The 15,288-nt window shown below is 73.1% G+C and carries 12 protein-coding genes; 7 read left to right on the plus strand and 5 right to left on the minus strand.

The window, feature by feature from the left end; translation table 11 throughout:
* Positions 1 to 502: 502 nt before the first annotated feature.
* Positions 503 to 1,504, minus strand: coding sequence for an agmatinase (gene speB, locus G5C65_RS16025; protein WP_165299518.1), 1,002 nt, complete (start codon positions 1,502 to 1,504; stop codon positions 503 to 505).
* Between the two features lie 113 nt (positions 1,505 to 1,617).
* On the opposite strand from speB, the gene G5C65_RS16030 reads away from it, so the two are divergent.
* Entirely contained in the window at positions 1,618 to 2,457 is an 840-nt protein-coding gene (locus G5C65_RS16030) for a phosphatase (RefSeq protein ID WP_206441858.1), read from the plus strand.
* A 366-nt stretch (positions 2,458 to 2,823) separates the two neighbouring features.
* The gene (gene erm / locus G5C65_RS16035; protein WP_165299519.1) at positions 2,824 to 3,609 is read left to right on the plus strand and encodes an ErmE/ErmH/ErmO/ErmR family 23S rRNA (adenine(2058)-N(6))-methyltransferase; all 786 of its coding nucleotides are present in this window, start codon (positions 2,824 to 2,826) and stop codon (positions 3,607 to 3,609) included.
* Here the strand turns inward: erm and tesB are convergent.
* The 3 genes from tesB to G5C65_RS16050 form a co-directional block, all read right to left on the minus strand.
* Complete coding sequence (tesB, locus tag G5C65_RS16040; RefSeq protein WP_165299520.1) at positions 3,584 to 4,483, minus strand: acyl-CoA thioesterase II; 900 nt, start codon at positions 4,481 to 4,483, stop codon at positions 3,584 to 3,586. The two genes, erm and tesB, sit on opposite strands and share 26 nt — an antisense overlap.
* 22 nt (positions 4,484 to 4,505) lie before the next feature.
* On the minus strand, positions 4,506 to 5,663 hold the full coding sequence (locus tag G5C65_RS16045) for an acyl-CoA dehydrogenase family protein (RefSeq protein WP_165299521.1): 1,158 nt from the start codon (positions 5,661 to 5,663) through the stop codon (positions 4,506 to 4,508).
* 67 nt (positions 5,664 to 5,730) lie between these two features.
* Positions 5,731 to 6,396 (minus strand): SACE_7040 family transcriptional regulator, encoded by a 666-nt coding sequence (locus tag G5C65_RS16050; protein ID WP_241265826.1) that lies wholly within the window; start codon positions 6,394 to 6,396, stop codon positions 5,731 to 5,733.
* 138 nt (positions 6,397 to 6,534) lie between these two features.
* Here G5C65_RS16050 and G5C65_RS16055 point away from each other — a divergent pair, with 138 nt between their 5' ends.
* From G5C65_RS16055 to G5C65_RS16075, 5 genes are all read left to right on the plus strand, one after another.
* The gene (locus G5C65_RS16055) at positions 6,535 to 8,211 is read left to right on the plus strand and encodes a carboxyl transferase domain-containing protein (RefSeq protein ID WP_165299522.1); all 1,677 of its coding nucleotides are present in this window, start codon (positions 6,535 to 6,537) and stop codon (positions 8,209 to 8,211) included.
* A 32-nt stretch (positions 8,212 to 8,243) separates the two neighbouring features.
* The gene (locus tag G5C65_RS16060; protein WP_165299527.1) at positions 8,244 to 10,355 is read left to right on the plus strand and encodes an acetyl/propionyl/methylcrotonyl-CoA carboxylase subunit alpha; all 2,112 of its coding nucleotides are present in this window, start codon (positions 8,244 to 8,246) and stop codon (positions 10,353 to 10,355) included.
* 77 nt (positions 10,356 to 10,432) lie between these two features.
* Entirely contained in the window at positions 10,433 to 11,407 is a 975-nt protein-coding gene (locus G5C65_RS16065; RefSeq protein WP_165299528.1) for a hydroxymethylglutaryl-CoA lyase, read from the plus strand.
* 3 nt (positions 11,408 to 11,410) lie between these two features.
* Positions 11,411 to 12,580, plus strand: a complete 1,170-nt coding sequence (locus G5C65_RS16070; RefSeq protein ID WP_165299523.1) for an acyl-CoA dehydrogenase family protein — start codon at positions 11,411 to 11,413, stop codon at positions 12,578 to 12,580.
* A gap of 62 nt (positions 12,581 to 12,642) precedes the next feature.
* The gene (locus G5C65_RS16075) at positions 12,643 to 13,773 is read left to right on the plus strand and encodes a DUF4429 domain-containing protein (RefSeq protein ID WP_165299524.1); all 1,131 of its coding nucleotides are present in this window, start codon (positions 12,643 to 12,645) and stop codon (positions 13,771 to 13,773) included.
* Positions 13,774 to 13,808: 35 nt separating this feature from the next.
* On the opposite strand, the gene G5C65_RS16080 is transcribed toward G5C65_RS16075, so the two are convergent.
* The coding region (locus G5C65_RS16080; protein WP_165299525.1) for a beta-N-acetylhexosaminidase at positions 13,809 to 15,288 on the minus strand (1,480 nt) is incomplete at its 5' end.

Consider the following 15,288-nt stretch of genomic DNA (forward strand, 5'->3'; position numbering starts at 1 on the left):
GCAGTGGGCGAGGGCCGACAGCGGTCCGCAGGTTCTCACCGGGCTTCTGCGGGGAAGCCTCTCAGGAAGCACGGAAGTCAGGAAGTACGGAACGGGAGAGGGGGCCACCCCGGTCCTGAGACCGAGGGCGGCCCGGCGAGCGGACGGGCTCCGCCGGGACCGCCCTGGCCAGGCGGCGCGTTCCCTGGGAGCGGACAGGCGGGCACCCCCCACGAGGCCAGACCTGCCGCTTTCCGCGCCGCCATCCCGCGGGATCGCGATCCGCAGTCTGTCTCTATTGCACTCGGAATGCACATCGACCGATCAAATTCAGTAACGTACCGTATTAAACCAGTGGCTCACCGTGGCAGCCCGTGAGGAATCCGGGCGCCGCCGTCAAGCCCTGCCCACCAGCGCCATTGGCGCGCCCGGCCGCACGGACGATCGCCACTGTCCGCAATCGGGCAGATACGAGCCGTCCCAGCTCAATCAGAACACGACTTGAAACAGTGCTCAGCCGGGCTCAGTCAGCGCCTCTTCTGGCATCCGGTGGCGTCTCCCGGGCGGCGGCGATCTGCCGGGTCATCAGCGTGGTCAGCTCGTAGGCCGTGTGCGAGGCGGCCACCGCGGTGATCTCGGCGTGGTCGTACGCCGGGGCCACCTCCACCAGGTCGGCCGAGACCACACGGCAGTCCGCGAGGCCGCGCAGGATCTCCAGCAGCTCCCGGGAGGTGAGCCCGCCCGCCTCCGGCGTGCCGGTGCCGGGCGCGTGCGCCGGGTCGAGCACGTCGATGTCGACGGAGACGTAGAGCGGCCGGTCCCCGATGCGCTGGCGCAGCTGGTCGGCGACCTCGTCCACACCGCGCCGCAGCACATCCGCCGCGGTCACGATGCCGAAACCCATCTTGGCGTCGTCGTCCAGGTCCCGCTTGCCGTACAGCGGGCCGCGGATGCCCACGTGCGAGAGGGCCGAGGTGTCCAGCAGCCCCTCCTCCACGGCCCGCCGGAACGGCGTGCCGTGGGTGTAGGCGGCGCCGAAGTAGGTGTCCCAGGTGTCCAGGTGGGCGTCGAAGTGGAGCAGCGCGACGGGGCCGTGCCGGCGGGCCACGGCGCGCAGCAGGGGCAGCGCGACGGTGTGGTCGCCGCCCAGCGTCATCATCCGCGCCCCGCTGTCCAGGATGCCGCTCGCCGCCTCCTGGACGGTCTCGACCGCCTCGCCGATGTCGAAGGGGTTCACCGCGATGTCGCCCGCGTCCGCGACCTGCGCGAGCGCGAACGGAGACGCGTCCTGCGCCGGGTTGTACGGGCGCAGCAGCCGCGACGCCTCACGGATGGCGTTGCCGCCGAACCGCGCGCCCGGACGGTAGGAGACCCCGGTGTCGAAGGGGACGCCGACGACGGCGACGTCCGTCTCGCCCCCCGTCTCGTCGAGCCTCGGCAGCCGGGCGAACGTCGCGGGCCCGGCGTAGCGGGGGACGCGTGAGGAGTCCACGGGCCCCCGGGGCGGAGTGTCACTGCTGGTCATATGGTCGAGGGTAGGCAGCGGGCGCGCCTCGCACGTTGGACGGACCTGAGCGTCCGCGAGCCGCCTTTTGGACACCGCGTCCACCGAGCGGAGGTTCGAGACACAATGGCCTCATGCCTCAGCCCCTGTCACTGCCGCTGCCCTTCCCTGCCGCCCCCGGGCGCGCCGAGCTCACCGGCCATCTCGTACGCACCCGTATCGCCGGAGATGTCGCCACCCCGCGGGAGAACAACCTCTCCCACTACCGCAAGCTGGCCAACGGCGACCGGCACTACTGGCTCGGCCTCGAACTGGGCGACCGCTGGGCGGACGAGCAGGACGTCCTCGCGGTGATGGCGGAGCGCTGCGGCGTCAACGACGACCCGGACTACCGCGCCGGAGGGGACACCATCGACCCCGAGCTGACCGTCGGTGCGCTGGACCGCGCCGCCGCCGAGCTGCGCAAGGCCGCCGAGGAGCGGCGGCGGGTGCTGTTCGCCACCGGCCACCCGGGCGCGCTGCTGGACATGCACGGCACGCTCGCCCTGGCGATGCGCGCGGCCGGCTGCGAGATCGTCCGCGTACCGCTGGGGGTGATCGCCGACGAGGGGGTGGTGGTGCAGTTCCAGGGCGTGTCCGCCTACGAGCGGGGCGCCTCGCTGTGGCACACCCACTCCCCCGCGCCCATGGCGGGCGTCCTGGACGCCCTGGAGGCCGCCGGAGAGCCGCAGCCGGACCTGGTGGTGGCCGACCACGGCTGGGCGGGCTGCGCGGCCCAGCGCGGCCTCACCGCCGTCGGCTTCGCCGACTGCAACGACCCGGCGCTCTTCCTCGCCGAGTCCGAGGGGACGCTCTCGGTCGCCGTCCCGCTGGACGACCACGTGGTGGACCCGCGCTTCTACGAGCCGATGACCGCCTACCTGCTGGACGTCGCCGGTCTGGCCTCCCCCGCCCCGGGCGCGCCCGGGGCGTGACCGTCCGGGGACATAACCGTTTGCGGCGCCCCCGGCCGCCGCTCTAGCCTCGCTGCCATGTCAGGAGCTTCTCCCGCGGCGTCTCCCGCGGTCACGCGTCTGCGCCAGGCCCCGGCCCGCCACCGGGACGCCTGAGGCCGCAGCCGGCGGATCCCGCGGAACCTCCCGCACGCTCCCGGCTCGGACCGGCGGGGAGGTGCCACTCCGGCACCCGCGGACCGCGAGGCACCCCCGGGCAGCCGCTGCCCGGCAGCATCCTCACCTCACCTCAGCGTCCCGCGTGCGCAGGGCCACCGATGTCTCCACCGACTCGGACAGGTCCTGGCTCACCCGTCCCGGCCTGTCCTCGATCAGAGGACCTCATCCGTGGCACGCCGCCGCAAGACGCTTTCCCAGAACTTTCTGCACAGCACCTCCGCCGTCGAGTCGGTGCTGCGCCTGACCGGGCTCGGCCCGTGCGACCTGGTGCTCGAACCGGGCGCGGGCACGGGCGCGCTCACCCGCGCCCTGGCCCGGCGCTGCCGACTGGTCGTCGCCTACGAGGTGGACCCGGCGCTCGCCGCCCGGCTCCCCGCACGCACCCGGCAGCACGCCAACGTCCGCACGGTGCGCGGTGACTTCCTGCGGGCCCGCGCGCCGCACGAGCCGTTCGCCGTCGTCGGCAACATTCCCTACGCGCGCACCTCCGACATCGTGCGGTGGTGCCTGGCCGCACCGGCGATGACCTCGGCGACGCTGCTCACCCAGTGGGAGTACGCCCGCAAGCGCACCGGCGGGTACGGCCGCTGGTCGCTGGTGACGGTACGCAGCTGGCCGGAGCACGAGTGGCGGCTGCTCGCCCGTGTGGGGCGGCACCACTTCACGCCCGTACCGCGGGCCGACGCGGGGGTGCTGCGCATCGAGCGCCGGGCGGAGCCCCTGCTGCCCGCCGGGAGCCTGGCCGCCTACCGGGAGTTCACCGAGCTGGGCTTCACGGGGGTCGGGGGCTCGCTGTCCGCGACGCTCGCCGGGCGGCACCGCGCCCGGCGCGTCCGCGCCGCCTTCGCGGCGCTCGGCATGGACGAGTCCGTACCGGTCGGACGGGTGAGCCCGCAGGAGTGGCTGGGGCTCTTCCGCGCCCTGGAGCTCAGGACTGGCCGCGCGGCACCCTGACGACGCCCTCCTGGATGACGGACACGGCCAGCCGTCCGTCCCGGGTGAAGATCCGTCCCTTGCCCAGTCCCCGGCCGCCCTGCGCGGTCGGGGACTCCTGGTCGTACAGCAGCCACTCGTCCGCGCGGAAGGGGCGGTGGAACCACATCGCGTGGTCCAGGCTGGCACCGACCACGTCCCCGACCACCCAGCCGCCCCTGCCGTGCGCCAGCAGGATGGAGTCCAGGAGTGTCATGTCCGAGACATAGGTGGCCAGGCAGAGGTGCAGCGCGGGGTCGTCGAAATCGCCGTCCAGTTTGCCGTTCGTACGGAACCACACCTGTGAGCGCGGCTCGCCCGGCCTGCCGACGCGGCCGAACGGCGGCTCGTCGACATACCGCAGATCCACAGCGGCGCGGGCCCGGTGAATGCGTTCCGGCAGCTCGGGGTCCAGGAAGAGGTGGGCGTAGCGCGGCAGGGCTTCCTCGGCCGTGGGCAGCGTCTCGGGATCGGGCGCCGGCGGCATGGGCTCCTGGTGCTCCAGGCCCTCCTCATACGCCTGGAAGGACGCGGACAGGTGGAAGATGGGCTGCCCGTGCTGCACGGCCACCACGCGGCGGGTGGTGAACGAGCGGCCGTCGCGTATCCGGTCCACCGTGTAGACGATGGGGACGCCGGGGTCGCCCGGACGCAGGAAGTACGCGTGCAGCGAGTGCGGGAGCCGCCCCTCGGGAACGGTGCGGCAGGCGGCGACGAGCGCCTGGGCCGCGACCTGTCCGCCGAAGACGCGGGGGACGACGGCCGCGCGGCTGTCGCCGCGGAAGATGTCCCGCTCGATCCGCTCCAGGTCCAGCAGGTCCAGCAGGTCGTGCAGGGGGGTCAGTTCACTGCTCACGGTGTCCACTCATTCGGGCGGGTCACAGCCCCATCGACTTGGCGATGATCGACCGCATGACCTCGCTGGTACCGCCGTAGATGCGGGAGACGCGGGTATCGGCGTACAGGCCGGCGATGGGGTATTCCAGCATGTAGCCGTAGCCGCCGTGCAGCTGCAGGCACTTGTCGATGACGCGCGCCGCCGTCTCGGTGGTGAACAGCTTGGCGGAGGCGGCGTCCGCCGGGGTCAGCTCGCCCGCGTCCAGCGCTTCCAGCGCCCGGTCGACCACGGCCTGCATGGCGTCCACGTCCGCCTTGCAGTCGGCGAGCACGAACTTGGTGTTCTGGAAGGAGGCGACCTCCTTGCCGAAGACCGTGCGCTCCTTGACGTACGCGTGCGCGAAGCGGACGGCGGCGGCCGACTGGGCGTACGCGCCCAGGGCGATGCCGAGCCGCTCCTGCGGGAGGTTGTGGGTGAGGTACGAGAACGCCTGGCCCTCCTCGCCGAGCAGGTCCTCCACCGGCACCTCGACGTCGGTGAAGGAGAGCTCCGCTGTGTCGGAGGCGCGCAGTCCGAGCTTGTCCAGCTTGCGGCCCACGGCGTAGCCCTCGCTGCGGGAGTCGACGACCAGGATGGAGAGGCCGCCGCGCCGGTCCTCGGGGGTGGGCGGGGCGGTGCGGGCGCAGACCAGGACGCGGTCGGCCTGGACGCCGCCGGTGATGAAGGTCTTCGCGCCGTTGAGGACGTAGTGGCTGCCGTCAGCGGAGAGCTTCGCGGTGGTCTTCATCCCCGCCAGGTCGGAGCCGGTGCCCGGCTCGGTCATGGCGATGGCCGTCATCAGCTCGCCCGCCACGAAGGGCGGCAGCCAGCGCCGCTTCTGCTCCTCGGTGCCGTACTTGAGCAGATAGGGCAGGCACAGCGCGGTGTGCACGCTGGAGCCGCCGAAGCTGACCCCGGCGCGGGCGCACTCCTCGGAGATCACGGCGTTGAACTTGAAGCTCGTCTCGCCGGCGCCGCCGTACTCCTCGGGGACGCCGATGCCGAAGACGCCGAGCTCGCCCAGCTTCTTGTACAGCTCACGGGGGACATGGCCCTGCTCGGCCCACTGCGGGTGGTGGGGGACGACCTCGGCCTCGATGAAGTCGCGGATGGTCCGGCGGAACGCTTCGTGGTCCTCGTTGAACACCGTGCGACGCACAGCACGCCTCCCTGGGTCCCCTGATGGCTAAGCGCTTGCTCAGCGCTGGCCTCAAGTTACCCAGCCGTCAGCCGGACTGTCCAGGCCCGGCCGGCCGCGGACCGGGCCCGCCGCGCCCGCCCGCGCCGCCGCGGCGCGGCTCGGCCGCGGCGAAGGCGCCGCGCGCCAGGCGGTGCAGCAGCCCGGCCGTCGTCTCCCGGTCCGGCATCGCGGAGGGGCCGCTGAGGTGCGGCGTCGAGTTGAGCAGCCCGAAGACCGTGTGCACCGAGACCCGCGCCTCCAGCTCGGTGAGGTCCGGATACAGGGCGCGCACGGCGGCCACCCACAGCTCCACATACTGCCGCTGGAGCTTGCGGACCTGCTTGCGCTCCTCCTCGCGGAGCCGGTCCAGCTCGCGGTCGTGGAGGGTGATCAGGGCGCGGTCGTCGAGCGCGAAGTCGATGTGCCCGGCGATCAGGGAGTCGAGCGCGGCACCGGGGGACAGACCCGCGGCCGCGGCCTCCTCGGAGCGGCGCCGCCCGCCCTCGTACAGCCGTTCGCTGATGCCGACGAGGAGCTCGGCGAGCATCGCGTCCTTGCCCGCGAAGTGCCGGTAGAGGCCGGGGCCGCTGATGCCGACCGCCGCCCCTATCTCGTCGACTCCGACGCCGTGGAAGCCGCGCTCGGCGAAGAGCCGGGCGGCCTCGCGCAGAATCTGCTCGCGGCGGGTGGGCGGGGCGTCGTCGGTGCTCATGCGGCCATTCTAGACAGGCACGTTAATGAGCGTTAACCTGGAGCGGAGGGTTAACGATGACTAACTCGTCAACCGACTCGACGACTGACTCGACGACTGGCTCGTGACGTGCGTCGCGTGTGCGAGGGGGCTCAGCGGATGGAAGGGCAGACAGTGCGGACCGCGCACGGAGGCGGTCCCGCGGCACCGAGGCTGGCCTCCGCGCTCGATCCGGCGTCGGAGGCCGCGCGGAGCGCCGAGGCGGCGCACCGCGAGCTGGCCGGACAGCTGCGCGAGAAGCTGGCGCGGGCCCGGCTCGGCGGCGGAGAGCGGGCTCGCGCCCGGCACACCGCGCGCGGCAAGCTGCTGCCGCGTGAGCGCGTGGACGCCCTGCTCGACCCCGGCTCCCCTTTCCTGGAGCTGTCCCCCCTCGCGGCCGACGGGATGTACGAGGACGCAGCGCCCGCCGCCGGGCTGATCACCGGCATCGGCCGGGTCGCGGGCCGCGAGGTGGTGATCGTGGCCAACGACGCCACGGTCAAGGGCGGCACCTACTACCCCATGACGGTCAAGAAGCACCTGCGCGCCCAGGAGGTCGCGCACGAGAACCGGCTGCCGTGCGTCTGTCTCGTCGACTCCGGCGGCGCCTTCCTCCCCATGCAGGACGAGGTCTTCCCCGACCGCGACCACTTCGGCCGGATCTTCTACAACCAGGCGCGGCTCTCCGCGGCCGGCGTCCCGCAGATCGCCGCGGTGCTGGGGTCCTGCACGGCGGGCGGCGCCTATGTTCCCGCCATGAGCGACGAGGCGGTGATCGTCCGCGAGCAGGGCACGATCTTCCTCGGCGGCCCTCCGCTGGTGAAGGCGGCCACCGGCGAGGTCGTCAGCGCCGAGGAGCTGGGCGGCGGCGAGGTGCACGCGCGGACCTCCGGCGTCACCGACCACCTCGCGGAGGACGACGCGCACGCGCTGCGCATCGTGCGCCATATCGTCTCCACCCTCCCCGAGCCGCCGCGCGGCGCCGCCCTCCCCTGGTCCGTGACCCGCCCCGAGCCCCCGTCCGCGGACCCCGCGGAGCTGTACGCGGCGGTGCCTGCCGACTCGCGCACGCCCTATGACGTACGCGAGGTCATCGCCCGCGTCGTGGACGGCTCCCGCTTCCAGGAGTTCAAGGCGGAGTTCGGCACCACCCTGGTCACCGGCTTCGCCCGGATCCACGGGCACGCGGTCGGCATCGTGGCCAACAACGGCATCCTGTTCTCCGAGTCCGCCCAGAAGGGCGCCCACTTCATCGAGCTGTGCGACCAGCGCGGCATCCCGCTGCTCTTCCTGCAGAACATCTCCGGCTTCATGGTCGGCAGGGACTACGAGGCGGGCGGCATCGCCAAGCACGGCGCGAAGATGGTCACGGCCGTGGCCTGCGCCCGCGTCCCCAAGCTGACGGTCGTCATCGGCGGTTCGTACGGCGCGGGCAACTACTCCATGTGCGGCCGCGCCTACAGCCCCCGCTTCCTGTGGATGTGGCCGAATGCCAAGATCTCGGTGATGGGCGGCGAGCAGGCCGCCTCGGTTCTCGCTACGGTCAAGCGGGACCAGATGGAGGCGCGGGGCGAGGAGTGGAGCGCCGAGGACGAGGAGGCGTTCCGCGCCCCCGTCCGCGCCCAGTACGACACTCAGGGAAACGCGTACTACGCCACGGCACGCCTGTGGGACGACGGCGTGATCGACCCGTTGGAGACCAGGACGGTGCTGGGCCTCGCGCTCACCGCGTGCGCCCACGCGCCGCTGCCGCACCGGGACCCGGAGGCGCCGCGGTTCGGCGTCTTCCGGATGTGAGGAGGGAAGCCGGGATGTCCGGGAGTGAACCGATGTTCGACACCGTACTGGTGGCCAACCGGGGCGAGATCGCGGTGCGCGTGATCCGTACGCTCCGGGCGCTCGGCATCCGCGCGGTCGCCGTGCACAGCGACGCGGACGCCGACGCCCGCCATGTGCGCGAGGCCGACAGCGCGGTGCGCATCGGTCCGGCGGCGGCCGCCGAGAGCTATCTCTCGGCCGAGCGGCTGCTGGAGGCCGCGCGGCGCACCGGCGCCCAGGCGGTGCACCCGGGCTATGGCTTCCTCGCGGAGAACGCCGCGTTCGCACGGGCCTGCGCGGACGCCGGGCTGGTGTTCATCGGCCCGCCCGCCGAGGCGATCGAGCTGATGGGCGACAAGATCCGCGCGAAGGAGACCGTGCGGGCCGCCGGCGTCCCGGTCGTCCCGGGCTCGGACGGCAGCGGGCTGACGGACGCCGAGCTGGCCGAGGCCGCCCGGAAGACGGGGCTGCCGGTGCTGCTCAAGCCCTCCGCCGGCGGCGGCGGCAAGGGCATGCGGCTGGTGCGGGAGGAGGCGGCGCTGCGCGAGGAGATCGCGGCGGCCCGCCGCGAGGCCCGCGGCTCCTTCGGGGACGACACCCTGCTCGTCGAGCGGTGGATCGACCAGCCGCGCCATATCGAGATCCAGGTGCTGGCGGACGGGCACGGTCAGGTGGTGCACCTCGGCGAGCGCGAGTGCTCCCTGCAGCGCCGCCACCAGAAGATCGTGGAGGAGGCGCCGAGCCCGCTGCTGGACGAGGCGACACGCGCCGCGATGGGCGAGGCAGCGGTCAACGCCGCGCGGGCGTGCGGCTACCGCGGTGCCGGCACGGTCGAGTTCATCGTCCCCGGCGACGGCTCCGGCAGCTACTTCTTCATGGAGATGAACACCCGTCTCCAGGTGGAGCACCCGGTCACCGAACTGATCACCGGCCTCGACCTGGTGGAGTGGCAGGTGCGCGTGGCGGCGGGCGAGCGGCTGCCGTTCGGCCAGCGGGCCGTCACCCTGGACGGGCACGCGGTGGAGGCCCGGATCTGCGCCGAGACGGCCCGCAGGGCCGGGGACCGGGTGGACTTCCTGCCCTCCGCGGGCGGCGTGCTGCTGCTGCGCGAGCCGCAGGGCGACGGCATCCGCACCGACTCGGGGCTCACGGAAGGCACCGAGGTCGGCACCACCTACGACCCGATGCTCTCCAAGGTCATCGCCTGGGCCCCGGACCGCGCATCCGCGCTGCGCAAACTGCGCGGCGCCCTCGCCCGCACGGCGGTGCTCGGGGTGGACACCAACACCGCCTTTCTGCGCGGGCTGCTGGCCGAGCCGGAGGTCGTCGCGGGCAAGCTGGACACCGGCCTGGTCGACCGGGTGGCCCCCGCCCTGGTGCCGGAGCGGGTGCCGGACGAGGTGTACGGGGCGGCGGCGCTGCTGCGGCAGCGGGAGCTGACGGCGCGGGAGGACGGCGAGACCGGCTGGGTGAGCCCGTTCGCCGAGCCGTCCGGCTGGCGCCTCGGTGGTGAGCGCGCCTGGACGGTCCACCACCTCCGGGTGCCGGGCCATGAGCCGCTGGCGGTCCGCGTGCGGCAGGCTGCCGGCTCCGAGGCGGCCGCCGAGGCGGGCGGAGCCACCGGAACGGCCGGAGCGGTTGACGCCGAGGTGTGCGTCGGTGACGGGCCCGCGGTGCGAGCGCGGCTCGCGGCGGGGGCGCCGGTACGGCTGGAGTGGGACGGCGTCGGCCATGTCTTCGACCACGCGCCCGCGGCCACCGGCCGCTGGCTCGGCAGCGACGGCGAGGCATGGCAGGTCGCCGACCACGACCCGGTGGAGGCCGCCCTGCGGGGCGCGGCAGGCGTCCATGGCGCCGACGCGCTCAGCGCCCCCATGCCGGGCACCGTCACGCTCGTCAAGGCGGCGGTCGGGGACGAGGTCGCGGCGGGCCAGAGCCTGCTGGTGGTCGAGGCCATGAAGATGGAGCACGTCATCGCGGCACCGCACGACGGGCGGGTGATCGAGCTGGACGTCGCACCCGGCGCCACCGTCGCCATGGACCAGCTGCTCGCTGTCGTGGAGCCGCACACCCAGCCCCCGGCGGACGGCGAGGAGGCCGAGAAGGAGGTGACCCGGCCGTGACGGACAGCACGAACAGCACGGAGAGCAGGGGCGGCGGGACGGGCGGGGCCGGGACCGGCCCGCCGGCCGGGCTGCCCATGGCGTTCCCCCGGGAGGACCTGCCGCCCCAGGTGCGCATCCACGAGGTGGGCCCCCGTGACGGGCTGCAGAACGAGAAGGCGGTCGTCCCGGCCGAGGTGAAGGCGGAGTTCATCCACCGGCTGGCCGCGGCCGGCCTCGGCACCATCGAGGCCACGAGCTTCGTCCACCCCAAGTGGGTGCCCCAGCTGGCCGACGCCGAGCGGCTCTACCCCCTGCTCGCCGACCTGCCCCAGGAGGTCCGGCTGCCGGTCCTGGTGCCCAACGAGCGGGGCCTGGACCGCGCGCTGGAGCTGGGGGCCCGCGAGGTGGCCGTGTTCGCCAGCGCCACCGAGTCGTTCGCCAGGGCCAACCTCAACCGCACGGTGGACGAGGCGCTGGCGATGTTCGAGCCCGTGGTGTGCCGCGCCAGGGACGAGGGGCTCACGGTGCGCGGCTATCTGTCCATGTGCTTCGGCGACCCCTGGGAGGGGCCGGTGCCCGTCGCGCAGGTCGTCCGGGTCTGCCGGGCGCTGGACGCGATGGGCTGCGCCGAGCTGAGCCTCGGAGACACCATCGGCGTCGCCACGCCCGGCCATGTCACCCGGCTGCTGTCCGCCCTGCACGAGGCCGGCCTGCTCGCCTCCGGCCTGGCCGTGCACTTCCACGACACCTACGGCCAGGCCCTGGCCAACACCCTGGCCGCGCTCCAGGCCGGTGTCACCACGGTCGACGCCTCGGCCGGCGGCCTGGGCGGCTGCCCGTACGCACAGAGCGCGACCGGCAATCTCGCCACCGAGGACTTGGTCTGGATGCTGCACGGCCTGGGCATCGAAACCGGCGTCGACCTCGGCCGGCTGAGCGCCACCAGCGTCTGGATGGCCGAGTGGCTGGGGCGCCCCAGCCCGTCCCGTACCGTCCGCGCACTCACCGGCACCGGCTCGGCCGACCACGAGTCCGCCGGATCCACCGCCCCTTCCCCCAAGGAGTCCTGACCCATGGCTCTCGACCACCGCCTCTCCCCCGAGCACGAGGAGCTGCGCCGCACCGTCGAGGAGTTCGCCCGCGACGCGGTGGCCCCCAAGATCGGGGAGTACTACGAACGCCACGAGTTCCCGTACGAGATCGTCCGGCAGATGGGCAGCATGGGGCTGTTCGGGCTGCCCTTCCCCGAGGAGTACGGCGGCATGGGCGGGGACTATCTCGCCCTCAGCCTCGCCCTGGAGGAGCTGGCCCGGGTCGACTCGTCGGTGGCCATCACCCTGGAGGCCGGAGTGTCGCTCGGCGCCATGCCGCTCCATCTCTTCGGTACCGAGGAGCAGAAGCGGGAGTGGCTGCCCCGGCTGTGCTCCGGGGAAGCGCTGGGCGCCTTCGGGCTGACCGAGCCCGAGTGCGGTTCCGACGCCGGCGGCACCCGCACCACCGCCGTACGGGACGAGGCCACGGGCGAGTGGGTGATCAACGGCACCAAGTCCTTCATCACCAACTCCGGAACGGACATCACCGGCCTGGTCACCGTCACCGCCGTCACCGGGCGGAAGGACAACGGCGGTCCGCGGATCTCCACCATCATCGTGCCCTCCGGCACCCCGGGCTTCACCGTCGCGCCCGCCTACTCCAAGGTCGGCTGGAACGCCTCGGACACCCATGAGCTGTCCTTCTCCGACGTCCGGGTGCCCGCGGAGAACCTGCTGGGCGAGGAGGGCCGGGGTTACGCCCAGTTCCTCCGCATCCTGGACGAGGGCCGGATCGCGATCTCGGCACTCGCCACCGGCCTCGCCCAGGGCTGCGTCGACGAGTCCGTGCGCTACGCCAACACCCGTACGGCCTTCGGCAAGCCCATCGGCGCCAACCAGGCCATCCAGTTCAAGCTGGCCGACATGGAGATGCGGGCGCACACGGCCCGGCTCGCCTGGCGGGACGCCGCCGCACGGCTGCTGGCCGGCGAGCCGTTCAAGAAGGAAGCGGCGCTGGCCAAGCTCTACTCCTCGGAGATCGCCGTCACCAACGCCCGCGAGGCCACCCAGATCCACGGCGGCTACGGCTTTATGAACGAGTACCCGGTCGCCCGGATGTGGCGGGACTCCAAGATCCTGGAGATCGGGGAGGGCACCAGCGAGGTGCAGCGGATGCTGATCGCACGGGAGTTGGGCATAGCGGACGCCTGAGTCCCCTCTCCGGGAACCCTGCGGGGGATGACCATCGGTCGTCCAGCCGAAATAATCTGTGTATGACGGAAATCCTCCAACGCGCCGGCAGCTGGGTCTTCGACGGCGGGACGATCCGTATCGTGCCGGGCACCGACCGCAGTGTGCACCCGCTGCGCAAGGCGCTCGGTGAGGTCGCCGTCCCGCTGAAGGCGGTGGCCGGTATCGCGTACGAGCCGGGCGGCAGAAAGGGCGGGCGGCTGCGCCTCCGGCTGCGGGACAGGGCCGACCCGCTCTCCCAGGTCGCCGGCGGGCGGCTGCCCGACGCCTCGGACCCGTATCAGCTCGCGGTGGACAAGGACCGCACGGGGGTCGCCGAGTATGTGGTGGAGGAGGTGCGCAACGCGCTGCTGCTGGAGAGCGTCCCGGACTCCCCCTGCACCCGCTATCTGCTGCCGGGGCCGTCCGTGCCCCTGACCGCTACGGGCACGGACGGCACGGTGACCTTCGACGGCGAGCGCATCCAGATCGAGTGGAACTGGATAGCCGAGGAGAGCAAGACCTCCGGCGGTCCGCGCCGGTTCGCCGTCCAGGATCTGGCGGGCGTGGAGTGGACCCCGGCCATCGGCTGGGAGAACGGCAGCCTCCGGTTCCGTCTCCAGGGCACCCACCCCACGCTCAAGCCGCAGCACGACCCCAACTGCCTGCTGCTGTGGGGAGTGCGGCCGGCGCGGGAGACCAGTGGCTCGGTGCTGCTCGCCGCCGCCGTCACGGCCCGGCTCCCCCACCCGCTGGCCCCGGAGAGACCAGAGCCGGGCCCGGACCCCGCGCCGTCCCTGGAGAAGTCCGCACCGCTGGAGAGCGGGACGGACGGCGCGGGAGCCCTGGACGGTGCCGGTGCCGGTGCCGGTACAGGTACAGGTCCCGGGCTCGGTCCCGGGCTCGCCCCTGGTCCTGGCCCCGACCCCGGCTCCGGAGCCAGGCCCGTGTCCGGGAGCGGGACCGGAGCCGGAGCCGATACCGGTGCCAGTTCCGGTGCCAGTTCCGGTGCCGGCGCGCAGCTACCGGCTCAGCCCGGTCCCGGGGCCGTCGGAGAAGTCGATCAGGACGGACTCCTGCGGCGGCTCCGTGAGCTGGGCGAGCTGCGGACGAGCGGGGTGCTCACCGAGGACGAGTTCCAGATGGCCAAGAAGGCGATCCTGGACCGCTTCTGACACCCGGTGCGCGGGTCCCGCACCGCGCAGCGGGGTCACTGTGCGGGCCAGGGCACCTGGGGCGACCGGTAGTAGTCCATGCCGAGCCGGTCCCAGCGGGGCGCCTGCTGGGCCAGCCGCACCCGGTACCGCTCCCAGTCGTGGGTACGGGCGGGGGACCAGCCGAGCTCGGCGATGCCCGGCAGCCGCGGGAAGGCCATGTACTCCAGCGGCCCGCTCTCCTCCAGCGTCTCCGACCACATCGGCGCCTCCACGCCCAGGACCGAGCGCGCCGGGGCGCCCTCCAGATATCTCCCCGGGTCCCAGTCGTAGGCGCGCCGCACCTCGACCAGTCCGGCCCAGGACAGCCCCCAGGGGGTGTCCCGGGTGTACTTGTGGTCGAGATACGCGCGGTCGGCGGGCGAGAGGATCAGCCGCGTCCCCCGCTTCGCCGCGCCGGCGACCTGCGCGCGCTCCTCGTCCGAGGTGCGGTCGTAGCCCCAGTACTGCGCGATGGTGCCCTTGGCGGGCGCCTCCGTGATCTGGTGCCAGCCGATCGCCCGCTTCCCGTACCGGGCGACGATCGGCTGCACGCGCTCCATGAACGCCACGAAGTCCTCGGAGGAGGTGGAGTGCGCCTCGTCGCCGCCGATGTGCAGATACGGACCCGGGGTCATCGCCGCCAGCTCGCGGATGACGTCGTCCACGAAGTCGTAGGTGCGCTCCAGCGGTACGCACAGCGAGCTGAAGCCCACCTCGGTGCCGGTGTAGCGGGGCGGCGCCTTGCCGTCGCAGTTGAGATCGGCGTAGGAGGCGAGCGCGGCGTTGGTGTGGCCTGGCATGTCGATCTCGGGCACGACCGTCATATGGCGGGCCGCTGCGTAGTCGAGGATCTCCTGGTAGTCGGCCTTGGTGTAGTAGCCGCCCGGTCCGCCGCCGACCTCGCTGCCGCCGCCGTACGTCGCCAGCCGGGGCCAGGAGTCGATGGCGATGCGCCAGCCCTGGTCGTCGGAGAGGTGCAGATGCAGCTTGTTGATCTTGTAGAGCGCGAGTTGGTCGATATAGCGCTTGACCTGGTCCAGCTCGAAGAAGTGCCGGGCGACGTCGAGCATCGCGCCGCGGTAGGCATAGCGCGGCCGGTCGGTGATGCTGCCGCCCGCGATCCGCCAGGGGCCCGGCTGCGGATCGCGGGACTCGATCTCGGCGGGCAGGAGCTGGCGCAGCGTCTGGACGCCGTGGAAGAGCCCGGCGGCCCGGGGCGCGCTGAGCACGACGGCGCGGCTGCTGACGCGCAGCCGGTACCCCTCGCGCCCCAGCCTCCGGTCCTTGGCGGTGTGCCGCAGCTGGATGCCGTCCCGGCCCGGCCGGTGGGTGACCGGGAGCCGGAATCCGGTGGCGGAGCGCAGCAGCGCGGCGAGCTGCTCGCCGGTCGCGCGGGCGCCCCGGTTCACCCGGATCACGGTGTCCTCGGTGATCGTGTACGGCCTGCCCTTCGGGCTGACGGCGGCGGGGGCCGGGATGACCTGGCTCAGGGGG

Origin of the sequence: Streptomyces boncukensis, from assembly GCF_011045075.1 — a bacterium.
Lineage (GTDB): Bacteria > Actinomycetota > Actinomycetes > Streptomycetales > Streptomycetaceae > Streptomyces > Streptomyces boncukensis.